The organism is Qipengyuania sp. (assembly GCF_048550555.1).
Taxonomy (GTDB): domain Bacteria; phylum Pseudomonadota; class Alphaproteobacteria; order Sphingomonadales; family Sphingomonadaceae; genus Qipengyuania.
Map to the genome: position 1 here is coordinate 55,421 of NZ_JBLYYF010000028.1, position 23,007 is coordinate 78,427.

The window sequence follows — 23,007 nt, forward strand, 5'->3', positions numbered from 1 at the left end:
GGAAGGGCGCGAATTTCGGTTCGCGCCCTTTTTCGTGTTCGTCAGCGGAGCCGCTTGACGAAACTCTGCCCGTTGGCGCGGCGCTCGACGGCGAAATTGGGAATCGTCTCGATCAGGTCGGTCAACCGGGCGAAGCCGTAGTTGCGGGTGTCGAAGCTGGAGCGATTGCCGGCCCGCTGGCCCACCTCGGAGAGGCGGGCGAAGCCTTTCTCGTCGCGTTTGCTCGCGGCATAGGCGTCGAACAGGAGGTCGAGCAATTCCTGGTCGAGTACGTTGGACTCGCTGCTCGGCCCACCTTCCTTGCGCGTTTCCTTCTCCGCCCTGATCAGCGCGTTGACGTCGATGAAACGCGTACAGGCCTGGCGGAACGCCTCGGGCGTCTTGGCCCCGCCGAACCCGTAAACCGGCAGGCCATCCTGCCGCAAGCGCATGGCGAGCGGCATGAAATCGCTGTCGGAGCTCATGATCCCGAAGCCGTGCACTCGCCCGCGATAGAGCAGGTCCATCGCGTCGATGGTCATCTTCATGTCGGTGGCGTTCTTCCCCTTGGTCAGGTCGAACTGCTGCTGCGGCTCGATGCCGTAGCGATGCATGAGATCGACCCAGCCCTTGAGGCTGGTCTTGCGCCAATTGCCGTAGGCACGCCGGATGTTCACCTGCCCGAGCTCGGCGAGAACCGTCAGGACAGGGTCGATCCCCGAGGGGCTCGCATTGTCCGAGTCGATCAAAAGGGCGATGTTGCGCTGTTCAAATTCCGACATGCGCCCCCCATGGCGGCATGGCGTAGCGCGCGCAAGTCACGAGACGGGCAGGAACTCCCCGCTGTCTTCGTCGAGCAAGTGCAGAATGCCGTCCGAAATTGCGAAATAGGCGCCGCGCAGATTGAGGCTGCCGCGCTTTTCCTTTTCCTGCACGCAGGGAAAGGTCCGCAGATTGGCCAGGCTCACCTTGACGGCTGCCAGCTCCATCGCGCGCTCGGCCTCGCGCCCGCTCGTGCCCATGTCCGCGGCGATCGGATCGCGCACCTCGTCGAGCATGTCGATCCAGTGCGCGACGAAGCCGCCGTCGCCGGGCTCGCTGCCGTGCAGGTCCTGTGTCAGCGCCGCCTGGCAGCCGCCGCACATGCCGTGCCCCATGACGACCACTTCGCGCACCTTGAGGAACTGAACCGCGAATTCGAGTGCCGCGGAGACGCCGTGCCGGCCCGGTGTGGTCTCATACGGCGGGACCAGGGCGGCGACGTTGCGAACCACGAAGATCTCGCCCGGATCGACGTCGAGGATCTGCGCCGGATCGACTCGGCTGTCCGAGCAGGAAATGACCATGACCTGAGGCGACTGGCCCTCCTTGAGCTGGCTCCACCGCTCGTGTTGCTGCTTCCAGTCACCGGCGCGAAAGCGGGCGTAACCCTCGATCATTTCGTCGAATGTCTTCATGCGCGCTCCGCTGCCCCGAAACGGTCACCGATGCAAGGCCCTGCGCATTGCTATGCGGGTTGCCGAGAGCGGGGAGGGGTCCTAGATGGGCCGCGCAATGAACGATCTTTCCTCCGCACCCCAGCCCGAGGGCGAACGCCCCAAGATGCAGCGCAAGCCCGACTGGATTCGGGTCAAGGCACCGGTCAGCAAGGGCTATCAGGAAACGCGCAAGCTGATGCGCGAACTCAACCTGCACACGGTGTGCGAGGAAGCCGCCTGCCCGAACATCGGCGAATGCTGGACCAAGAAGCACGCCACGGTGATGATTCTCGGCGATACCTGCACGCGCGCCTGCCGCTTCTGCAATATCAAGACCGGCATGCCGATGCCCGTCGATCCGCTCGAACCCGAGCATACCGCCACGGCCGCAGCTGCGATGGGGCTCGAACATATCGTCATCACCAGCGTCGACCGCGACGATTTGCCGGATCGCGGGGCGGGGCAGTTCGTCAAGGTCATCAACGCGCTGCGCCGCGAGACGCCGAACACGACGATCGAAATCCTCACCCCCGACTTCAAGGGCCGCATGAAGCAGTCGATCGCGGAGATCTGCGAGGCGGGCCCGGACGTCTTCAACCACAATCTGGAAACCGTTCCGCGGCTTTATCCCACGATTCGCCCGGGCGCGCGTTATTACGCCTCGCTGCGGCTGCTCGAGGAGGTCAAGGCGCACAATCCCCTGATCTTCACCAAGTCGGGCATCATGCTCGGTCTCGGCGAGGCGCGGCTCGAAGTGCACCAGGTGATGGACGACATGCGCAGCGCGGATATCGATTTCATCACCATGGGCCAGTATCTCCAGCCGACGCCGAAGCATGCCAAGGTCGAGGAGTTCGTCACGCCTAAGCAGTTTGCCGCCTATGGGGCGATTGCGCGGGCCAAGGGCTTCCTCCAGGTCGCGTCGAGCCCGCTGACCCGGTCGAGCTATCACGCAGGCGACGATTTCGCCCAGATGCGCGCCGCGCGCGAAGCGAAGCTCGCCAAGCAGGGCGCCTGATGCCGGGAATACGCGAGCAGCGCCGCCTTCCCTACAGCCAGGAACAGATGTTCGACCTGGTTGCCGATGTCGGCAGCTATGCGCAGTTCCTCCCGTGGGTGGTCGCGATCCGGATCCGCAGCGACAGCGAAACCGAGATGGTCGCCGACATGTTGGTCGGCTTCAAGGCGATCCGCGAGAAGTTCACCTCCAAGGTGCTCAAGCAGCGTCCGGGCCACATCGAGGTGATCTATGTCGACGGGCCGCTGAAGGATCTCGACAACAACTGGACCTTTACCCCGACCGAAGACGGCGGCTGCGAAGTCGACTTCTGCGTCGATTTCACCTTCCGCAACGCGGTGTTCGAGGCGCTGGCGGGCCAGTATTTCGACCGAGCCTTCCGCAAGATGGTGCAGGCTTTCGAGGATCGCGCCGACGAGCTCTACGGGCGCGAGAACGCCGCGGCGAACCTCTAGGGTAGCAGTAGCTCGAGCGCGCAGATCGTGGCCTGGCGGCGAATCTCCGCGCGCGAGGTCGGCTCGAAGATCTTGAGCTCGCCCTCGGGCTCGCCCTCGTCGCCACGGAATACGCGCGAGAAGACGACCGTGCCCACCGGCTTGAGATCGCTGCCGCCGCCCGGTCCGGCGACGCCGCTTATCGCGATGGCGACATCGGCGTGACTGCTGTCGAGTGCCCCCTTTGCCATGGCCCATGCACAGGCGATCGATACCGCGCCGAAGGTCTCGATGATCTCGAGCGGTACGCCGAGCGATTCCATCTTGGCTTCATTGGAATAGGTCACGAAGCCCCGGTCGAGTACCGCCGATGATCCCGGCACTTCGGTGAGCGCCGCCGCCACCAGCCCGCCCGTGCAGCTCTCGGCCAGCGCCACTTTGCGCCCGATGGCGATGTTTTCCTCGACAACCCGCTTGGCCAGCGCAAAAATGTCGTCGGGAAGAATGGCTTCGAGGGGCATGATCTCTCTCACTTCCTCAAGAGGGTCGCCACGGCCTGCGCGGCGATGCCTTCGCCGCGACCGGTGAGTCCGAGACGTTCGGTGGTCGTGGCCTTTACCGATATCGCTCCGATGTCAACGCCGAGCAGCCCTGCGATGCGCGCGCGCATGGCGTCGCGATGCGGGCCGATCTTGGGGGCCTCGCAGATGATGGTGAGGTCGATATTGCCAACGAAATATCCGGCTTCGTCGACCAGACGCCCGGCGTGGGTCAGGAAGCGATCGCTGCTGGCGCCCTTCCATTGCGGGTCGCTGGGCGGGAAGTGGCTGCCGATATCGCCGCCACCGATTGCGCCGAGCAGCGCATCGACGATGGCGTGGAGCGCGACATCGGCATCGCTATGCCCGGCCAGCCCCTTGTCGTGCTCGATGCGGATTCCGCCGAGCCACAGCTCCTCACCCGTGGAAAGGCGATGGACGTCGAATCCCATGCCGGTACGGATCGGGGGCAAGGCGGCCATGAAGTCCTCCGCGAATGTCAGCTTGGCGAGGCGTTCGTCACCGGGGACATGCGCGACCTGTTCTCCGGCCGCACGCAGGACCTGCGCATCGTCACCCGCATTCTGGTCGCCTTGCCACGCCTGATGAGCGTCCCGGATAGCCGAAAAGCGAAAAGCCTGGGGTGTCTGGACGCGGCGCAGCTGGTCGCGCGGGGCGCTGCCGGACATCACGCCGTCCGTATCGATCGACAGGCTGTCGACAACCGGAAGCACGGGGATGGCACCGGGATGAATCTCGAGGGCTCCAAGCAGGTACTCAATCACCTGCGGTGGCAGGTTGGGGCGCGCCGCATCGTGGATCAATATCCGCTCGGCGGAAGCGATCATCGCGAGCGCGCGGGCGACCGACTGCTGGCGGGTGTCGCCGCCTTCGACGAGCGTGAAGCCATCAAGCCCGGCAAGGGCATCGCGCGTGGCGTTCTCGCCCCCGACAGGGATCGCGATGACCAGCGGGTCGGCGCCCGCTGCGAGCAGTATTTCCACCGAATGACGCAGCACCGGCTTGCCGCGCCAGATCGCGAATTGCTTGGGCAGCGGTTGGCCCGCGCGCAGGCCTTGCCCTGCCGCGACGACGATCGCGGCAAAGGAAGGGAGGGGCGGTGTGTCCTGCATACGAAAGCTGCCCGCTAGCGGCTTGCCGTTTTCGCTGCAACGCACTATGTGCCTGCCCAATATTTAGGCAATGAATTCCGGCATGAGCATTCCCCCCCTTCCTCCGGCGCCGCCGAAGCCGATCCTCGTCGGCGACGTGTCGATCGACACGCCGGTCGTGCTCGCCCCGATGACGGGGGTGACCGACCTCCCGTTCCGCAAGCTCGTGCGCCGCTATGGCTCGGGGCTCAACGTGACCGAGATGATCGCGAGCGAGGCGGCGATCCGCGAGACGCGCCAGAGCATCCAGAAGGCGGCCTGGGACGCTACCGAGGAGCCGGTGTCGATGCAGCTGGTCGGCTGCGATCCCACGAGCATGGCCGAGGCGGCCAAGCTGCAGCAGGACAATGGCGCGGCGATCATCGACATCAACTTCGGCTGTCCGGTCCGCAAGGTCGTCGGCCAGCTGGCAGGGTCAGCGCTGATGCGCGAGGTGCCGCTCGCGACGAAGCTGATGGAAGCGACGGTAAAAGCGGTCGACGTACCGGTGACGGTCAAAATGCGCATGGGCTGGGATCATGCCGATCTCAACGCCCCCGAACTCGCGCGCATCGCCGAGGATCTGGGCGTCAAGATGATCACCGTACACGGTCGCACGCGCAACCAGATGTACAAGGGCAGCGCCGACTGGGCCTTCATCCGCAAGGTCAAGGACGCGGTCTCGATCCCGGTCATCGCCAATGGCGACATCTGTACGATCGATGATGCTGCGAAGGCGCTCGACCAGTCGGGTGCGGACGGGATCATGATCGGGCGCGGGGCCTATGGCAAACCCTGGTTGCTGGGCCAGGTGATGCACTGGTGGCGCACCGGCGAAGTGCTCGCTTCCCCCGGCTTCGACGAGCAATACGCGACGCTCGTCGAACACTACACGATGATGCTCGACCATTACGGCGAAGGCGTGGGTACCAAGATCGCGCGCAAGCACCTTGGCTGGTATACCAAGGGCCTGCATGGGTCGGCGGACTTCCGCAATTTCGTCAACTTCATCGACGATCCGCGCAAGGTTCTCGACGAGCTGGAGCGGTTCTACGAACCTTTTCTGGAGCGCAGGGCCGCGTGACCGCAGCCCCCGGCGCACGGGCCCAGCTGGCCGCACTGATCTTCGCGGTGCTTCTGCTCGACGAAGACGACACCATCGTCGAGGCCAACCATGCGGCGGAGGAAATGCTCGGCCGCAGTGCGCGCAAGCTGTCCGAGAAGCGCTTCTGGGATGTCGTGGGCATCGCCGACCAGCGGCTGTGCGACAGGCTGGCATCCGCCGATGCGCAGGTCATCGCGCGCGGCGTCACGATTGCCACCGCGGTGGGCGACCGGCGCGTCAATATCAGCAGCTCGCCGATGCATTCTGACGCGGGCTGGCGGGTTGTTACGCTGTCCGAGGCCGGACAGCCGGAGAACGATGAGGACGAAAGCGAGCGTCTCGAACTCCGCGCACCGGCTGTCCTCGCGCACGAGATCAAGAACCCGCTCTCTGCCATTCGCGGTGCCAGCCAGCTGCTCGCCCGCCGGGTGTCGGGGAAAGACAAGCCGCTCGCCAAGATGATTTCCGCGGAGGTCGATCGCATCGCCGAGCTTATCGACCGGATGCAGCAATTGGGTGCAAAACCGGTCGAAGTGACGGGACCTTGCAATCTCCACGAGGCGATCCGCAACGCCATGGGGACCGTGCGCGCCGGACGGAGCGAGGCCTGCGAACTGGTGGAGGAATTCGATCCCTCTTTGCCGCCGGTGGCCGCCGACCAGGGGGCCCTCGAGCAGGTGCTGATCAACCTCCTCGCCAACGCCTGCGACGCCAGCGCGACGTGCGAGCAGCCGCAGGTGATTGTTCGCACGCGCTTCATCAGCGGGCTGGTCTTCAACACTATACGCTTCGGCAAGGCCACGCGCCTGCCGATAGAAATTACCGTGACCGACCGTGGAGCCGGCATCGACCCCGCGCTGCGCGACCACGTGTTCGAGCCCTTCGTGTCGAGCAAGCCGCATGGCCAGGGTCTCGGCCTCTCGCTCGTGCGCAAGCTGCTGCGCGACATGGGCGGGCGGATCTCGCACGAGCGCGACGAGCGCGCCGGCGAAACGCATTTTAGGATCAACCTGCCGGTGGCGGGCTAGGGGAGGGCAATGGCACACAGGGTTCTGCTGGTCGAAGACGACAAGAGCATCGTCACGGTGATCACCGAGGCGCTGCACGAAGACGGCTTCGAGGTCACGGCATGCGACAGCATCGCGCGACGCGATGCGCTGCTGGCGGACCGAACTTTCGACGTCATGTTGACCGATGTCATGCTCGTCGATGGCGATGGGCTGGCCTCGATCGATGCGGTGCGCGAGCTCGCTCCCACCATGCCGGTAATCGTCCTCTCGGCGCAGAACACGCTCGATACGGCGGTCCGGGCGAGCGACAGCGAGGCTTTCGAATATTTCCCCAAGCCCTTCGATCTGGACGAGTTGACGCAGGCGGTGGGCCAGGCGGTCGCCAATCGCCCCGCTGCCGACAGCGCTGGCGAAAGCGAGGACAGCGCGCTCCCGCTAATCGGCCGCAGCCCGGCGATGCAGGGCGTGTTCCGGATGATTACCCGCGTCCTGCGCAACGATCTCACGGTACTGATCACCGGCGAGAGCGGGACCGGCAAGGAACTGGTTGCCGAGGCGATCCATGAACTCGGGGCGCGCAAGACCGGGCCTTTCGTCGCGGTCAACATGGCCGCCATCCCCCACGATCTGCTCGAAAGCGAGCTGTTCGGTCACGAGCGCGGCGCCTTCACCGGCGCGGTCGCTCAGCAGATCGGCAAGTTCGAACAGGCCAATGGCGGGACGCTGTTCCTCGACGAGATCGGTGACATGCCCGCCGAAGCACAGACGCGGCTACTCCGGGCGCTGCAATCGGGTAGCATCCGGCGGGTCGGCGGGCGCCAGGAAATCGGGGTCGACGTGCGCATCGTCGCGGCAACCAATCGCAATCTGGAGCCGATGATCACCGACGGACGCTTCCGCGAGGATCTCTACTACCGGCTCAACGTGGTGCCGATCCACCTTCCGCCGCTGCGTGAAAGGCAGGAGGATACCGGCGCGTTGGTCCGCCATTTCCTGGGACAGGCCGCCAACGAAGGCCTGCCGGGTCGGCGAGCGAGCGAAGCGGCCATCGCTGCGCTCGCGGCGCGCAGCTGGCCCGGCAATGTTCGCGAATTACGCAACGCCGTGTTCCGCCTGGCGCTGCTCGCGCGAGACGATGTGATCGATCGTGCCGCCGTCGAGGATGTCCTGCCGCTGCAGGCGAAGGCGGGTGACGAGCCTGGAAAGTCGGGCTTCGACGCGGCGGTCGAGGAATGGATCGATGGCGCGCGCCCGGCGGAAGGTGCGGTCTATCACGCTGCGCTGGCCGCCTTTGAGAAACCCCTGTTCGAACTGGCGCTCGACCGTACCGGAGGCAATCAGCTGCGCGCGGCACGCATGCTGGGGATCAACCGCAACACCTTGCGCAAGCGCCTGTCCGAACTCGATATCGCCCCGGAAGGCTTCGCCCGCCGACGCTGACGCGACGACGCACGACCGGGCGCAAATCTCCGTTTGTCGAATTTGTACTTGCATATCTGCAACAGTGGCGTTGTATGCGCGCCACGATGGCGACGAACATGGCAGGAGCAAGGCGGCATACGCCGCGCTGGTGGCGCAGGTTCGTCGTGACCTCGCGACGACAGAATGTCTTCGGATACATCGAGGCCCTCGCGGCCGTTGCCGTCCTCGTCATGGTGGCAAGCACCTGGGCCACCTTCTCCAATGCCCCTCCCAATGGCGCGCTGCTGCCCTCGCGACAGGTCGCGGGCCTGCTTATCGGCACCTTGGTGCCCGCGATGGCCTTGCTGGTGCTGGCGGGGCGCAGGATAGCCTTGCGTCGCGCCGCGGGGAGCACGGCGCGCCTGCATGTCAGGCTGGTGTTCTTCTTCTCGATGATCGCGGCGGTTCCCACGCTGCTGGTGGCCGGGTTCGCCGCCTTCCTCTTCCAGTCGGGGGTCGATTTCTGGTTCTCCGACGATTCGCGCGGGTTGATGGAAAACGCCAACCGGCTCGCCGAGGGCTATTACGAGGAGAACCAGCTCGACCTCGCGAACGAGACGATCTCGATGGCGATGGACATGCGCGCGATCCTCGGACGTGTACAGGTGACCGATCCGAACTTCGCGCTGGTCTACCAATACCAAGCGGAACCGCGCGACGTGATCGAGAGCGCTATCCTTCAGGCCATGCCCGATAAGTCGATGCGCACCGCGGTGGTCTATGGCCTCAGCGAAGAGAGCGACCCGCGCGCCTTCGCGCAGGATTCGCTGGCCCGGCTTGCGCAGGGCGAACAGGTCGCGGTGCGCGGAAGCCCCGAGCGGATCGAGGCGGTGGCACCGATCGATCGCGACGCCGGAATCTATCTCTATACCGCCCGCAATGCCGAAGCCGGCAGTTTCCGCAGCTGGCAGACTGCGCGGTCGATCTCCACGGCCTATGACGAGCTGACCAAACGCGCCCGCGCGCTCCAGTTGCGTTTCAACCTCGCGCTGTTCTTCGTCTCGCTGGCGCTGGTTGGCCTCGCCGTCTGGTTCGCGCTGCGTTTCGCCGACCGCCAGGTCGAGCCCTTGACCGATCTGGTGGCCGCGGCGCGCAAGGTCGGTGCGGGCAATTTCGCCTTGCGCGTCGAGGGGCGCACGGGTGCCGACGAAATTGGTTTGCTCAACCGGGCCTTCAACCGGATGACCGCGCAGCTCGAAAAGCAGACCGATGCGCTGCTGTCGGCCAATACCGAGCTCGAGGAGCGGCGCGGCTTCATGGAAGCGGTGCTCGAATCGGTCAGCGCAGGGGTCATATCCGTGGACGGCGATCTGAACGTCCTGCTGATGAACGCACGCGCCCACACCATGCTCGGGATCGATGCAGAGACGGGACATGGCGCCGCCACGCTCGACGACGTCGCCCCGCAGATCGGGGCTATGGTACGGGCGGGGCTGGCGCAGGGTGTCATCTCGCACAGCCGCCAGGGCGAACTGCTGACCTTTGCCGTCAAGATCGGACACGAGAGTGACGGACACGTCATCACATTCGAGGACATCACCCGTCAGTTGCTCGACCAGCGGCAGGCCGCCTGGTCGGACGTGGCGCGGCGCATCGCGCACGAGATCAAGAACCCGCTGACCCCGATCCAGCTTGCCACCGAGCGCCTCAAGCGCCGCTATCGCAAGCAGATCGAACAGGACGGCGAACTGTTCGATGAATTGACCAGCACGATCGTGCGGCAGGTAGGCGACCTGCGGAAGATGGTCGACGAGTTCTCGAGCTTTGCGCGCCTGCCCAAGCCGAGCTTCCGGCCGGAAGACGCGCTCGACCTCGTTCGCCAGTCGCTCTTCCTCCAGGAAGTGGCGCATCCCGACGTGAATTACAGGCTCCAGGCGTCCGAGGATGGGCCCCTGCGCATTCAATGCGACCGGCATCAGCTGGGCCAGGCCCTGACCAACACGCTGAAGAACGCTTACGAGGCGATCGAGGCCAAGGCCCAGTCGGCCGAGTTCGACTATCGCGGCAAGATCCTCGTCGAGGTGGAACCGGGCGAGGATTTCGTGACCGTGTCGGTGGAGGACAACGGGATCGGGCTGCCGCAGGACCGCGTGAACATCCTCGAGCCCTATGTCACGACGCGTGAGAAAGGCACCGGGCTCGGCCTCGCGATCGTGAACAAGATCGTCGAGGAACATGGCGGGGAAATGACATTCACCTCGGTCGAAACCGGGGGCACGCGCGTGACCATGCGGTTTGCGCGCGATCCGCTTGCCGCCGCGGGCGGCGAGCAAGCCAGTTTGAAGACAGAAGGGTAGGGACGCATGGCGCTTGATATTCTCATCGTCGACGACGAACGCGACATTCGCGAACTGGTCGCCGGAGTGCTGAGCGACGAAGGTTATGACTGCCGTACCGCGGGGGATAGCACCTCCGCCCTGAATGCCGTGGACGAGAAGCGACCCAGCCTCGTGCTGCTCGACGTCTGGCTGCACGGCAGCCCGATGGACGGGCTCGAGGTGCTCGACGCGATCAAGGTGCGCGAACCCGACTTGCCGGTGATCATCTTTTCCGGCCACGGGAATATCGACACGGCGGTCAGCGCGGTCAGCCGCGGGGCCGTGGACTTCATCGAAAAGCCGTTCGAAGCCGAACGCCTGCTGCATCTGGTCGAGCGCGCCACCGAGACCGAACGGTTGCGGCGGGAAAATTCGCGCCTGCGCGAGAACCTGGCGCAGGGCGACGAGTTCACCGGCAATTCGGCGGTGATCAACGGCGTCCGCGCCACGTTGAAACGCGTCGCGGCGACGGGAAGCCGGGTGCTCATCACCGGGCCTGCCGGCGCCGGCAAGGAGGTCGCCGCGCGCCTGCTGCACAGCTGGAGCCAGCGGGCCGACAAGGCCTTCGTGATCGTCAACTCCGCGCGGATCACGCCCGAACGCTTCGAGGAGGAGCTGTTCGGCGAGGAGGCCGACGGTAAGCTCGTCCGTCCGGGCCTGCTCGAGACCGCGAATGGCGGCACGCTCTATCTCGACGAAGTGGCCGATATGCCGCTGTCGACGCAGGCCCGGATCCTGCGCGTCCTGACCGAACAGAGTTTCGTCAGGGTGGGGGGGACGAGGCAGATCGGCGTCGACGTGCGCGTCGTGTCCTCAACCTCGCGCGATCTTGCCAAGGAGATGGAGGAAAAGCGCTTCCGCGAGGACCTGTTCTATCGCCTGAACGTGGTTCCCGTGGAAGTACCGTCATTGGCCGAGCGGCGGGATGACATCCCGGCGTTGACCGACAGTTTCTTTGCGCGCTACGCCACCGAGCAGGGCTTGCGCCCGCCGACCATCAGCGACGAGGCGATGGCCGCGCTCCAAGCCTACGACTGGCCGGGCAATGTTCGCCAGTTGCGCAATGTCGTCGAGCGAACGATCATCCTGACCCCACGCGAGAATCTCGAGCAGATCGAGGTCGACATGCTTCCCGAAGAGGTTCTCGGCGGCAAGCTGGGCGGCAACAGCGTCGTGGGCACGATGATGGGCGCCCCCTTGCGCGAGGCACGGGAGAATTTCGAGCGCGAGTATCTCACCGTCCAGATCCGTCGCTTCTCCGGAAACATCTCGAAGACTGCGACATTCATCGGAATGGAGCGTTCGGCGCTCCACCGTAAGCTCAAGCTGCTGGGCATGGTCGAGCGCAAGCCCCCGGATCGGAAGAATTGACGCCTCGGGCGAAAGTTACGCATTCGAGACAGAAATCAGGATTGCGTTGCGCTATTTGAGATTTTCTTCCACAATATGCGGGTTCGCGAGGAATTGCGCACACACTCGGGCGTGGTGGGCGCCCAGATTGCGGCTCTGTCCGGGGCTGCCAAAAACGGGAAAAAGACATGTCCGGCGATCGTACTCTCTCGGCACGACCACGCTCGAAACCGACCGAGGCCGGCTCGGCCAACCGTCCTGCCAACCTGCAGGACGCCTTCCTCAACCTTCTCCGCAAGAACAAGTCTCCTGTGACGATGTTTCTCGTCAAGGGGGTCAAGCTGCAGGGTATCGTCACCTGGTTCGACAATTTCTCGATCCTCCTGCGGCGCGATGGACAGTCGCAGCTGGTCTACAAGCATGCGATCAGCACGATCATGCCCGCGCAGCCGGTCGATACGACCCAGTTCGCCAGCCAGGGATCGGGCGCGAAGCAGCGGCTGCTGCAGGATGTCTTCCTCAGCCGCGTGCGCCAGGCCGAAGCGCAGGTGACCATGTTCCTCGTTAACGGGGTCATGCTCCAGGGCCGGATCGCTGCCTACGACCTGTTCTGCATGCTGCTTGAGCGTGACGGCTACGTCCAGCTCGCCTATAAGCACGCCGTGTCGACGATCCAGCCGGCCACCCCGGTCGATCTGACCGAGGACTGGGAAGAAGAGTCCGACAACTGAGTTTCGATGACGATCTGATGGGCGAGGTGTCCCGCGGTGCGCGGGCGCTGGTCGTGTGCCCGGACATCCGCGGGATCTCCTACGATCTCGACTCACAGTCGCGCCTGGCGGAGGCGGAGGGCCTGGCCTTGGCGATCGGGATCGTCATCGCCGAAAGCTTCGTCCTGCCGGTCCGCGAAGTGCGCCCCAACCTGCTGTTCGGGGCAGGGCAGGTGGAAAACATCCGGATCGCCTGCGAGCAGAACGAGGCCGAGCTGGTCGTCATCGACGGCGCGCTCACCCCGATCCAGCAGCGCAATCTGGAGGACAAGCTCGCCCGCAAGGTCATCGACCGGACCGGCCTGATCCTCGAAATCTTCGGCGAGCGCGCAGCGACCGCGGAAGGGCGACTACAGGTCGAGCTGGCGCATCTCGATTACCAGCAGAGTCGGCTCGTGCGCAGCTGGACCCACCTCGAACGGCAACGCGGTGGCTTCGGCTTTCTCGGCGGCCCGGGCGAAACGCAGATCGAGGCCGACCGACGGATGATCCGCCAGCGGATGGGGCGGCTGCGCAAGGAATTGGAACAGGTCCGCAAGACGCGCGGGCTCCATCGCGAACGGCGCGAACGGGCGCCGTGGCCGGTTGTCGCGCTGGTCGGCTACACCAATGCGGGCAAGTCGACGCTGTTCAACCGCCTGACCGGGGCAGAGGTGATGGCGGAGGACCTGCTTTTCGCTACGCTCGACCCGACGATGCGCGCGATCGCCTTGCCGGGGGTCGAAAAGGCGATCCTGTCCGATACGGTCGGCTTCATTTCCGACCTTCCGACGCAGCTGGTCGCAGCCTTTCGCGCCACGCTCGAAGAAGTCACTTCGGCCGACGTCATCTGCCATGTGCGCGATATCTCGAACCCATCGACCGGCGCCCAGAAGGCACAGGTGCTCGAAGTGCTGCGCGATCTCGGCGTGATCGAGGAGGGGGAAGCGTCATCGATCCCCATTCTCGAAATCTGGAACAAGTGGGATCAGCTCGCGCCCGAGACTGCGGAGGAACTGGCCAGCCAGATCGAGGGCGCCGAGGACATCGTCGCCCTGTCTGCCCTGACGGGGGAAGGCGTCGACAGCTTGCTCGAGCGGCTCGGCGAGATGCTGACGCGCAACGCCGCGCTGCGGACGTTCGAAGTGCCGGCAAGCGATGGCCGGAGAATCGCCTGGCTGCACGCCCATGGCGAGGTGATCGAGGATGTCGCAGCGGAGGAGGGTGCTGCCACGCGGCTGATCACCGTACGCCTCAACCCCAAGGAACTGGGGCAGTTCGAAGCGCTAAACTAGCCCGCTTCGCGCTTGGCGCGCTGCCAGTACTCTTCCTGCGCCCCGAGATCGAGCGCGGAAAACTCCTCGCCTTCTGCCTTAGAAAGTCGCTCCATCATCCTGAAACGTTTTTCGAATTTCGAATTGGACGCGCGGAGCGCCTGCTCCGGATCCACGCCGTAGCGGCGGACGATGTTGACGACCACGAAGAGCACGTCGCCGGCTTCCATCAGGCGCTCGTCCTCGGTTACGGCAGCCTCGAGTTCGGCGAGTTCCTCCTGGAGCTTCTCGATGGGACCTTTCACGTCCTGCCATTCGAATCCGACGCGCGCCGCGCGCGTCTGAAGCTTGTGCGAGCGGAGCAAGGCCGGCAGCGCCTGCGCTATGCCATCCATCGCGCTGGTGGCTCCGGCTGACTCGCGTTCGGCCGCCTTCAGATCTTCCCAGCGGCCGTCTTCCATCACGCCGCCTTCATCGCCGAATATGTGCGGGTGGCGCGCTTCCATCTTGTCGGCGATGTGCCTTGCGACGTCCTCGAAGGCGAAATCGCCGGCTTCCTCCGCCATTCGTGCATGAAAGACCACCTGGAACAGGAGGTCGCCGAGTTCGCCGCGCAAATCGTCCATGTCGCCACGTTCGATCGCGTCGGCCACTTCGTAGGCTTCCTCGATCGTGTATGGGGCGATGGTGGAGAAGTTCTGCGCCGTGTCCCATTCGCAACCCGTTTGCGGATCGCGCAGGCGAGACATGATCGCGAGAAGGCGGTCGATCTGTTCGGACATCAGGTTAGCCTAGCGCGTGGTGAAAGGGGCAGGAAGACTGCTCAATCAACGATCCCCACGTTCCCAATGCCAGTGCGATAATATATATTATGTTAAATGAGAAGCAGGCTGCTTTCAGCGCACCGCGTCGATGAACAGGATGATCACCGCAAAAATCCCGGCCCATGCCCCCGCCATATAGAAGCCCTTCTTCCAGCCGACATTGCGCGTACGAAATCCTGCGCTGATCAGGATCAGGAAGCCGACTAGCGAAACGAGCGAGACCAGCTGGTGTTCGCTCATGCAGCCAATTCCAACCCGTCGTAGCCAACCGTCACATGGTCGGGAACTTCGGCGCAGAGGCTGTGGTAGTCCATGCTCTTGTCCATATGGGTCAGCACGGTCCGCCGTACCTTGGCCTTGCGCGCAAGATCGAGCGCCATGTCGAGGTGCGCATGCGTCGGATGCGGCCGCCGGCGAAGACAATCGACGACGAGAATATCGGCCCGCTCGAAGCAGCGTACCATTGCCGGGGTAATCTCGCTGAAATCGGTCGCATAGACGATCGACTTGCCGTCGGCCTCGAAGCGGAAACCGGTGCTCGTGACTGGCCCGTGCGGCATTTCGACATGATCGAAGGAAAACCCCGCAACCAATTGTGCTGCCTCGATATCTTTGAGTCCGACGATCGTCGGATAGCCGAACTGACCTTCAAACACGTAGTCAAAGCGTCGGCGCAGCCTCTCACAGGTGATCTTGCTTGCGAAACCCGGTAGCGGATTGGAGCGGTCGTAACGCATGACCCGCAGATCGTCGATACCATGACAATGGTCGGCATGGTCATGCGTCCAGAACACTGCGTCGACCTTATCGACATCGTTGGCGAGCAACTGCGCTCGAAGATCGGTCGAGGTATCGACCAGGATCTTCTGGCCGGCATCGTTCTCGACGATGATCGACACCCGGCTGCGACGGTTGCGTGGCTCATGGGGATCGCATTCGCCCCAGTCGTTTCCAATCCGCGGCACTCCGGTGGAGGTGCCCGAGCCGAGCATCAACAGCTTCACGCCGCCGCCTTGCTGAAGAGCGTGTAGAAATTCCGGGTCGTGTAGCGCGCGAGCTCGTCGAGCGGCTCGGACCGCAGTTCGGCGAGGAATTGCGCCGTATCGCGTACGAAACCCGGTTCGCACGGCTTGCCGCGGTGCGGGACGGGCGCCAGGAACGGGCTGTCGGTTTCGACCAGCAGCCGCTCCTGCGGGATATCCTTCGCGAAATCCTGCAGGTCGCGCGCGCTCTTGAAGGTCACGATTCCCGATATCGAGACCGACAGGCCGAGATCGAGGACCTGCCTGCCGAATTCGGCCGAGGCGGTGAAACAGTGGATCAGCGCGGGGAAAGCCCCCTTCCCCAGCTCGTCCTCGAGGATCGCCAGCGTATCCTCCTCGGCATCGCGCGTGTGGATGATGACCGGCAGTTGCACCTCGCGCGCCACGTCTATGTGGAGCCGGAACAGCCGCTGCTGCGCCGCGCGATCGGAATGGTCGTAATAGTAATCGAGCCCGGTCTCGCCGATGCCGATCACCTTGGGATCGCGCGTAGCGGCGAGCAGTTCCTCGCGCGTGAGGTCGAGATGATCGTCCGCATTGTGCGGATGGATGCCGACACTGGCGTACACATCGCCCCTGGCTTGCGCGGTCCCGACGACCTGCGCCCATTCGGCGCGCCTGGTCGAGATGTTGAGGAAGGCCTCGATTCCCGCCACGCGCGCCCGGTCGAGCGCAGCCGCCTGATTCTCGACCAGGCCCTCGTATTCGAGATGGCAATGGCTATCGACCAGCATCAGGCTGGCTCCTCGCTCGGCAGTTCGAGCCGCGGGAACACCGGCGTCGGCTTGTCGATCGTGTGGCCTGCGGCAACGAGCGCGACGAACCATCCGGCATCGGCAAGGTCGGCATAGGTGCGGCTTTCTACGCTGACGCCGAGCTGGTCGAGCACGGCACCGGCCTTTTCGGGCACCACGGGCTGGATGGCGATGGCGAGATCGCGGATGGCGATAAACAGCGTCTGGAGCACGGCTTTCATCCGCTCCGGATCGGTTTTCTTGAGCGCCCAGGGCGCCTGTTCATCGACATAGGCATTGCAGGCATAAACGGCCCGGAGCCAGGCTTCGATCCCGATCGAGAAATTCAGCTTTTCGAACTCCCGCGGCAGTTCCGTACTGCAAGCTATTGCTACGGTCTGCGCAAGTTTGTCATCGTCAGCATTGGACTCAAAGCTTTCGAGCTTGCCGTCCATGTTCTTCGAAATCATCGACAGCGTGCGCTGCGCGAGGTTGCCGAAGCTGTTCGCTAGCTCGGCATTCACCTTGTTTACAAGCGCTTCCGCCGAATAGCTGCCATCCTGTCCGAAAGTGACCTCGGCGAGCAGGAAATAGCGCAGCGCGTCCACGCCGAAGCGCTCGGCCAGTTCCATCGGATCGGTCACATTGCCGAGCGATTTGGATTCCTTGACCCCGCGATTGAGCAGGAATCCGTGCCCGAAAACCTTTTTCGGCAGCGGCAGGTCGGCGCTTATAAGGAAGGCGGGCCAGTAGATCGTGTGGAAGCGGACGATGTCCTTGCCGATCAGGTGGAGATCGGCGGGCCAGAACTTCTCCCACATCTCGCCGCCGTCGGGATAGCCGACGCCGGTGAGGTAATTGGTCAGCGCGTCGACCCAGACATACATGACGTGCCCGGCGCTGCCCGGAACCTTGACGCCCCAGTCGAAGCTCGTGCGGCTGACCGAAAGGTCCTGCAGGCCGCGCTCGACGAAGGCAACCATTTCGTTGCGCCGGCTCGCGGGTTCGAGGAAGCCGGGTGTGTTCAGCAATTCGAGCAGCGGTTCGGCATATTTCGAGAGGCGGAAGAACCAGGTCTCCTCCTCGGTCCATTCGACCGGCGTGCCCTGCGGGGAGAGCTTTTCGCCCCCCTCGCCCTCGATCAGTTCCTTCTCGTCGTAATAGGCCTCGTCACGGACCGAGTACCAGCCTTCGTAGCGGTCGAGATAGAGGTCGCCCTTCTCTTCCATCGCTGTCCAGATGGCCTGGCTCGCGCGGTGGTGATCGTCATCCGTGGTCCGGATGAACCGATCATAGGAGATGTTCAGTACATCGAACAATTCCCTGAAATATCCGGACATTTCATCCGCAAGCTCGCGTGGGGTCTTGCCCAGTTCGCGCGCCTTCTGGGCCATCTTCAGCCCGTGCTCGTCGGTGCCCGTCTGGAAGCGCACCTCGCGTCCGCGCAGACGCTGGAAACGCGCGATCACATCGGCGGCGATCGTCTCGTAGGCATGGCCGATATGCGGCTTGCCGTTGGGATAGTGGATCGCGGTGGTAAGGTAATAGGGTTCAGCCATCGGCCCGCTCGCTAGCCGTAGCGGCCTTGGCGAGCAAGGTGCCGATTTCCATGGCGAGCAATCCGGCATCGAAATTGTAGGTCGGCTGCTCGCCTGTGAGTCGCACCAGTTCACTATGCGTGTCGATGATCGGCCGCGGATCGGGGAGTGCCGCATCGAGGCGGTGCGCCACGACCGAGCGTGCGAGTTCGAGGATTGCGCGGATCCTGTCGCGATCCGGTCGCGCGCCGATCAGCCCGGCCAGCGCACCCCGCAGGTGAAAATCGGGATCGCCCCGATCGAGGATCTGCCGCATCGCCTGGGCCACCTTGCCCAGTTCCAGTTCGACGAATTCCAGCGCCGCGCCGGGCGAACCGGCGGCGGCCATGATCGCCGCCGCACGGGTCGCATCGTCCGCGCCGGGGGCCATCTCGCCGAGCAGGCGGTTCATTTCGACGTCCAAGACGGTCGGGAAGCGCAGCACGCGGCAGCGCGAGCGGATAGTCGGCAACAGCCGCGCCGGACTATGCGCGACGAGCAGGAAATAGGTCCCGCGCGGGGGCTCTTCGAGACTCTTGAGCAGGGCGTTGGCCGCATTGCGCTCAAGATCGTCGGCGGGATCGATGATGATCGCCCGTTTCTCGCCCAGCGTGGGTCTCGTACCGAGACGGGCCTGCATCGCACGGATCTGCGCAATGCGGATGCTGCGGGCGAGTTCGAACGGCTTGCCATCGGCGCGTTTGCGCTCTTCCTTGTCGTCCTTCGCGCCGTAGGTCAGCGTGACGATGTCGGGGTGGTGCCCGCTATCGCCCGGCGCGGCGCCGACCAGTTCGCGCGCCGCCGCCTGGGCGAAACTCGCCTTGCCGAGCCCGCGCCGGCCGGCCAGCAGCCAGGCATGGTGCATCCGCTCGCCCGCCATGGCCTTGCGCCATTCGCGCCAGGCCGGCTCGTGACCGAGAAGGTTCACGACGCCGCCCACAAATGCGTCGCCGCCTCGACGACGCGCGCGTGCACCTCTTCCACCGACCCGGTTCCCTCGATCACCGCGAAACGGTGCGGTTCCGAGCGCGCGAAATCGAGGAAGGAGGCGTTGACGCTGGCGTGATAGTCCGCCGCCCGGCCGCCGATCGCGTCGCTACTGTCGCCATCGCGTCGGCTAAGGCGCTCGGCGACGGTTTCGCCCGGTGCGTCGATGACGATGGTGAGGTCGGGCAGCAGGCCTGCACTGCCGATATCGTGCAGCGCCCGGACCCGCTCGTCTCCGAGGCCGCCGGCGATGCCCTGATAGGCCCGGCTCGAATCGAGAAACCGGTCGCAGACGACCCACGCGCCGCGATCCAGCGCGGGCCTGATTCGGCGCGCCACATGGTCGGCGCGCGCGGCGGCGAAGAGCAGCGCTTCGGCTTCGAGAGTCCATCCTTCGCCGGGAGGTGCCAGCAGCAGGTCACGGATCGCCTCGGCGCCCGGAGTGCCGCCCGGTTCGCGGGTCAGGACGACCTCCCTCCCCTGCTCGCGCAGTGCCTCTGCGAGCAGGCGTGCCTGGGTCGACTTGCCCATGCCCTCGCCGCCCTCGAAGGCGATGAAGCGGCCTCGCGTCACGTTACCCAGCTCCGCAGCGCGTTGAACACGCGCTGCACCGGGGTCGCCTCGAGCACTTCCTCGCGCGCGACCAGCGGCACGCGATGCTCGGGCATGCCGTCGATCGAGACCACCAGTTCCGCCACTTCCTCGCCCTTGGCGATCGGAGCCTGCAACGGCCCTTCGTAGCGCAAGGTCAGCGACACCGTGGGAGATCGCCCCTTCGGAATCGAAATCCGTACCGGGCCCCTCGCGGCCAGTCCGACCTGCGCCGCACCTCCCTGTTGGACCCGCGCGCTGGCGACACGTGCGCCCTCGGCGAACAGCGTCCGGCTGTCGAAGCTCTTGAATCCCCATTCGATGAAACTGCGCGCCGCGCGGTTGCGGGCGCGCCCGGTGGGACTTGCCGCGACCACCATGATCAGCCGCCTGCCGTTTCGCTTGGCCGATCCCAGGAAGCCGTAGCCGGCCTGGTTGGTGAACCCGGTCTTGATCCCGTCCGCCCCTTTCACGACCCCCGAAATGGGATCGTGATTGCGCTGTTCGATGCCATTGTACTTGAGACCCTTGGCGCCGACGAAATGGCGATATTTCGAGGGGTGGCGCGAGACCATGGCCCGTGCCAGCGTGCCGAGATCGCGCGCGGTGACGAAGGTCCTGCCCTCGTCCATCCAGCCATTGGGCGTGCCGTAATGCGAATTGGTCATGCCGATCTCGCGCGCCTTGGCATTCATCGCGGCGACCCAGTCCTCGACCGTGCCCGCAGCGCCTTCGGCGAGTACGACGGCGCCATCGTTGGCCGACACCGTGGTGATGCCGTGAAGCAGGTCGTCGACCGTCACCCGCGCATCGGCGGGCAGGAACATCGTCGATCCCTTGCGGTGCCATTGGCGGAATGTCTCGGGACGAACGCCATAGACCTGCTGCGGGAACAGCCTCCCATCCTCCATCCACTCGAAGGCGAGGAAGGTCGTCATCACCTTGGTGATGGAGGCGGGCATGAACCGGCGGTCGACATCGCGCTGGTAGAGCACCTGCCCGCTCGCAGCGTCGATCATATAGGCGATCGGTGCGTCGTCCTCGTTCGGGATCGAAGGCTCTGTCGCGTCCTTCGCCCCGAGCGGAGATGAAATCAGAGCGGCTGTCAGCGCAGCCAGCGAAATCAGACGGTTACGCAATTGTGCTCCCGTGCCGGGCGGGAGCCACGGCGTGTCAGTCGAGTGTTCGTATCAGGGCGTCGCTATAACCGCGCGCACGCAGCTTGGCGAGCGCCTCCTCGGCCTGTCCACGGGTTGCGAAGGGGCCGACGCGCACGATGGCGAGCGAACCGCTGGTGGTTATGCTCCCCTGCACGTCGCGCGCCAGCTTTTCGGCATTGGCACGGACCGAGAAAGCACCCAGCTGGACGACGAACTTCCCTTCCTCTGCGACAGGGACCATCAGCGGCGCGCGTGCCGGACCTCCTTCGAAGGCGTCGGCCAATTCGGGGCCGCCCGGCCCCTCCGATGGCGGTGGTGCGGGCTGCTCCTCGGGCTCTTCGGGCTTCGGCTCCACAGCGGCCTCCTCGTTTGGATCGAGCCTGGCGATCGCTTCAGCGCTGGGGGCGGTCCCGCTCACTTCGGACTGGCGCGGATCGGCGAGCGGAGCGGATCCCTGCTCGGGGAGACGCCGTTTCAACACTTCGAGCAATCCCTGGGGAGTCTCCATGCGCGGCGGCGCTTCCCGGCCGGCGCGCAGCTCGGCACGGTGCTCCTCGGGCGGGTTGACCCGCCGCATGCGGATCGGGGCGCCCTCGCCCACGCCCAATTGAGCGAGTGCGGCATCGGACAGGCCGAGCAGCCGATCGTTCGTCATCGGACCGCGGCGCTCGAGTCGCACGAGAATGGTGCGCCCGGTATCGAGTGCCGTGACCTCGACATAGCTGGGGAGCGGCAGCGTGCGGTGCGACCCGGTGACGCCGACGGAGCCCCGATCTGCGGTCGCATACCCCACGCGATCGTAATTCATCGTGTCGACCGGCGTATAGGTGGTGCCGTCGATCGTGAACGGGTCGCCGATCACCACGGGATAGTCCGCCGCCGGGCCGGTCGTCTGCACGGGCGCGACGGCACCGGGCGTCGGCTTCGCCGAACTCGCGCAGGCACCCAGCGTCAGCAACCCGAGGCCCGACATGGCCGTGGCAAGAACCCTAATTGGCAATTTCATCGGCCAGCAGCCCCACACTCATCGCGTAATAGTTCGAGCAGTTATATTCGAGAATGACCCGATAATTCGAGGTTAACAGCCAGGCAGGCGTTCCCGGCCCGTCGGGCTGGAACAGCGTCGCCAGCACATCGTCGCCGATTACCCGCTGAGGCTGGATGCCGAGGTCGCGCCACTGACGTACCGTCTTGTACACGCTGTGGCGTTCGTGGACGCGCGAACAGGTCGGGGCGACGATGGGCGAGCGATAGGCCGAGACATCGAAGCCCGAGGGGATGTAGGCGCGCACACCCCATGGCTGGCCAGAGCGCCAGCCGGCGTCGCGGAAGTAGTTGGCGATCGAAGCCAGCGTGTCGGCGCTGCTGTGCATGATGTCGGCGCGGCCATCGCCGTTGCCGTCGGCCGCGAGGCGGAGATAGACCGAGGGGAGGAATTGCGGATTGCCGAAGGCACCGGCCCAGCTGCCCTTGAGATCGCTGCGCGAATAACCCTTGTCCGCGACCTTCATCAGCGCGACCCATTCGCTCGCGAACAGCTCGCGGCGGCGGCCTTCCCAGGCCAGCGTAGCCAGTGCCTGCGACAGGTCGAACCCGCCCTTGACCGCGCCATAGGCCGTTTCGTGGCCCCAGATCGCCACCAGGATTTCTCCCGGCACGCCATATTCGCGTTCGATCGAGCGGAGCGAGTCCGACCAGCTGGCGCGCGCATCGCGGCCACCGCGGATTCGCGCGGCATCGACATGCGAGGCGATATAGGGCGCGAGCGGGGGATAGCCGGTTCCGCTCGACGAACCGGGCTGGCTGCGATCTAGCGAAATGATCCGGTCGCTGGGTTCGAGACCTGCGGTCATCCGCGCGAGCGTCGCGTCGCTGACGCCCTCGGCGCGTGCGCGGGCAATCAGGATCTGGAGATAGCTGTCGAAATCCAGGCCGGACTGGGCAGCGGCCGGGACAGCAGGGAAGGTCAGGGCCAAGGCCCCGAGAGTGGCGAAGAAGCGTCGAAATTTCATGGTCTAATTGTCGCAGAGGCTGGCTTAACGGCAAGTGTCATTCGTCTTGTACCATGCATCAACCATCGTCGTTCCCGGAAAAACGTGACAAGTCCGGGGGAAATGCCTAGCTAGCCCCGCGCTCGCGGAGAGGTGGCAGAGCGGTTGAATGCACCGGTCTTGAAAACCGGCAAGGGTGCAAGCCCTTCGTGGGTTCGAATCCCACCCTCTCCG

General features: G+C 64.9%; 23 protein-coding genes and 1 tRNA gene. 10 read left to right on the forward strand and 14 right to left on the reverse strand.

The genetic code is table 11. The annotated features are described in order from the left end of the window. Window positions 1-41: 41 nt before the first annotated feature. Together ACN4E0_RS07060 and ACN4E0_RS07065 are read right to left on the reverse strand one after the other, a co-directional pair. The gene (locus ACN4E0_RS07060; protein WP_419566808.1) at window positions 42-761 is read right to left on the reverse strand and encodes an NYN domain-containing protein; all 720 of its coding nucleotides are present in this window, start codon (window positions 759-761) and stop codon (window positions 42-44) included. A gap of 36 nt (window positions 762-797) precedes the next feature. Beyond that, window positions 798-1,436, reverse strand: coding sequence for a carbonic anhydrase (locus tag ACN4E0_RS07065; RefSeq protein WP_419566809.1), 639 nt, complete (start codon window positions 1,434-1,436; stop codon window positions 798-800). Between the two features lie 97 nt (window positions 1,437-1,533). Between ACN4E0_RS07065 and lipA the strand changes: the two genes are divergently transcribed. Next, window positions 1,534-2,475 (forward strand): lipoyl synthase, encoded by a 942-nt coding sequence (gene lipA, locus ACN4E0_RS07070; RefSeq protein WP_419566810.1) that lies wholly within the window; start codon window positions 1,534-1,536, stop codon window positions 2,473-2,475. Next, on the forward strand, window positions 2,475-2,930 hold the full coding sequence (locus tag ACN4E0_RS07075; RefSeq protein WP_419566811.1) for a type II toxin-antitoxin system RatA family toxin: 456 nt from the start codon (window positions 2,475-2,477) through the stop codon (window positions 2,928-2,930). The genes lipA and ACN4E0_RS07075 overlap by 1 nt, the downstream gene beginning before the upstream one ends. On the opposite strand, the gene ACN4E0_RS07080 is transcribed toward ACN4E0_RS07075, so the two are convergent. Further along, complete coding sequence (locus ACN4E0_RS07080) at window positions 2,927-3,430, reverse strand: CinA family protein (protein WP_419566812.1); 504 nt, start codon at window positions 3,428-3,430, stop codon at window positions 2,927-2,929. The genes ACN4E0_RS07075 and ACN4E0_RS07080 overlap by 4 nt on opposite strands. An 8-nt stretch (window positions 3,431-3,438) precedes the next feature. Beyond that, window positions 3,439-4,581 carry a bifunctional 2-C-methyl-D-erythritol 4-phosphate cytidylyltransferase/2-C-methyl-D-erythritol 2,4-cyclodiphosphate synthase gene (locus tag ACN4E0_RS07085; RefSeq protein ID WP_419566813.1) on the reverse strand — a complete coding sequence of 381 codons (1,143 nt, stop codon included), beginning with the start codon at window positions 4,579-4,581 and terminating at the stop codon, window positions 3,439-3,441. 82 nt (window positions 4,582-4,663) lie between these two features. Between ACN4E0_RS07085 and dusB the strand changes: the two genes are divergently transcribed. The 7 genes from dusB to hflX all read left to right on the forward strand — a co-directional run bounded on the left by dusB (window position 4,664) and on the right by hflX (window position 13,887). Continuing rightward, window positions 4,664-5,683, forward strand: a complete 1,020-nt coding sequence (gene dusB, locus ACN4E0_RS07090; RefSeq protein ID WP_419566814.1) for a tRNA dihydrouridine synthase DusB — start codon at window positions 4,664-4,666, stop codon at window positions 5,681-5,683. Continuing rightward, entirely contained in the window at window positions 5,680-6,732 is a 1,053-nt protein-coding gene (locus tag ACN4E0_RS07095) for a two-component system sensor histidine kinase NtrB (RefSeq protein WP_419566815.1), read from the forward strand. The genes dusB and ACN4E0_RS07095 overlap by 4 nt, the downstream gene beginning before the upstream one ends. A 9-nt stretch (window positions 6,733-6,741) precedes the next feature. Further along, complete coding sequence (gene ntrC, locus ACN4E0_RS07100) at window positions 6,742-8,154, forward strand: nitrogen regulation protein NR(I) (RefSeq protein ID WP_419566816.1); 1,413 nt, start codon at window positions 6,742-6,744, stop codon at window positions 8,152-8,154. An 86-nt stretch (window positions 8,155-8,240) separates the two neighbouring features. Then, window positions 8,241-10,472: an ATP-binding protein gene (locus tag ACN4E0_RS07105; RefSeq protein ID WP_419566817.1), complete on the forward strand. Its 2,232-nt coding sequence runs from the start codon at window positions 8,241-8,243 to the stop codon at window positions 10,470-10,472. Between the two features lie 6 nt (window positions 10,473-10,478). Further along, on the forward strand, window positions 10,479-11,864 hold the full coding sequence (locus tag ACN4E0_RS07110; RefSeq protein WP_419566818.1) for a sigma-54-dependent transcriptional regulator: 1,386 nt from the start codon (window positions 10,479-10,481) through the stop codon (window positions 11,862-11,864). A gap of 167 nt (window positions 11,865-12,031) precedes the next feature. Further along, window positions 12,032-12,574 (forward strand): RNA chaperone Hfq, encoded by a 543-nt coding sequence (gene hfq, locus ACN4E0_RS07115; protein ID WP_419566819.1) that lies wholly within the window; start codon window positions 12,032-12,034, stop codon window positions 12,572-12,574. 17 nt (window positions 12,575-12,591) lie between these two features. Continuing rightward, window positions 12,592-13,887, forward strand: coding sequence for a GTPase HflX (gene hflX, locus ACN4E0_RS07120; RefSeq protein WP_419566820.1), 1,296 nt, complete (start codon window positions 12,592-12,594; stop codon window positions 13,885-13,887). On the opposite strand, the gene mazG is transcribed toward hflX, so the two are convergent. From mazG to ACN4E0_RS07170, 10 genes are all read right to left on the reverse strand, one after another. Further along, window positions 13,884-14,648 carry a nucleoside triphosphate pyrophosphohydrolase gene (gene mazG / locus ACN4E0_RS07125; protein WP_419566821.1) on the reverse strand — a complete coding sequence of 255 codons (765 nt, stop codon included), beginning with the start codon at window positions 14,646-14,648 and terminating at the stop codon, window positions 13,884-13,886. The two genes, hflX and mazG, sit on opposite strands and share 4 nt — an antisense overlap. Window positions 14,649-14,762: 114 nt before the next feature. Next, complete coding sequence (locus ACN4E0_RS07130; protein ID WP_419566822.1) at window positions 14,763-14,930, reverse strand: hypothetical protein; 168 nt, start codon at window positions 14,928-14,930, stop codon at window positions 14,763-14,765. After that, a complete protein-coding gene (locus tag ACN4E0_RS07135; protein WP_419566823.1) occupies window positions 14,927-15,694 on the reverse strand; it encodes an MBL fold metallo-hydrolase in 768 nt (255 codons plus the stop codon). The genes ACN4E0_RS07130 and ACN4E0_RS07135 overlap by 4 nt, the downstream gene beginning before the upstream one ends. Then, on the reverse strand, window positions 15,691-16,467 hold the full coding sequence (locus ACN4E0_RS07140; RefSeq protein ID WP_419566824.1) for a TatD family hydrolase: 777 nt from the start codon (window positions 16,465-16,467) through the stop codon (window positions 15,691-15,693). The genes ACN4E0_RS07135 and ACN4E0_RS07140 overlap by 4 nt, the downstream gene beginning before the upstream one ends. After that, complete coding sequence (gene metG, locus ACN4E0_RS07145; RefSeq protein ID WP_419566825.1) at window positions 16,467-18,026, reverse strand: methionine--tRNA ligase; 1,560 nt, start codon at window positions 18,024-18,026, stop codon at window positions 16,467-16,469. Before metG ends, ACN4E0_RS07140 begins: the two co-directional genes overlap by 1 nt. Then, on the reverse strand, window positions 18,019-18,972 hold the full coding sequence (locus ACN4E0_RS07150) for a DNA polymerase III subunit delta' (protein WP_419566826.1): 954 nt from the start codon (window positions 18,970-18,972) through the stop codon (window positions 18,019-18,021). Before ACN4E0_RS07150 ends, metG begins: the two co-directional genes overlap by 8 nt. Continuing rightward, window positions 18,969-19,604 (reverse strand): dTMP kinase, encoded by a 636-nt coding sequence (tmk, locus tag ACN4E0_RS07155; protein ID WP_419566827.1) that lies wholly within the window; start codon window positions 19,602-19,604, stop codon window positions 18,969-18,971. Before tmk ends, ACN4E0_RS07150 begins: the two co-directional genes overlap by 4 nt. Continuing rightward, window positions 19,601-20,761, reverse strand: coding sequence for a D-alanyl-D-alanine carboxypeptidase family protein (locus tag ACN4E0_RS07160; RefSeq protein WP_419566828.1), 1,161 nt, complete (start codon window positions 20,759-20,761; stop codon window positions 19,601-19,603). The genes tmk and ACN4E0_RS07160 overlap by 4 nt, the downstream gene beginning before the upstream one ends. A 34-nt stretch (window positions 20,762-20,795) precedes the next feature. Continuing rightward, window positions 20,796-21,755, reverse strand: a complete 960-nt coding sequence (locus ACN4E0_RS07165) for an SPOR domain-containing protein (protein WP_419566829.1) — start codon at window positions 21,753-21,755, stop codon at window positions 20,796-20,798. A gap of 16 nt (window positions 21,756-21,771) precedes the next feature. Beyond that, a complete protein-coding gene (locus ACN4E0_RS07170) occupies window positions 21,772-22,794 on the reverse strand; it encodes a lytic murein transglycosylase (RefSeq protein ID WP_419566830.1) in 1,023 nt (340 codons plus the stop codon). Window positions 22,795-22,920: 126 nt separating this feature from the next. On the opposite strand from ACN4E0_RS07170, the gene ACN4E0_RS07175 reads away from it, so the two are divergent. Continuing rightward, window positions 22,921-23,007: transfer RNA gene (locus tag ACN4E0_RS07175), tRNA-Ser, on the forward strand.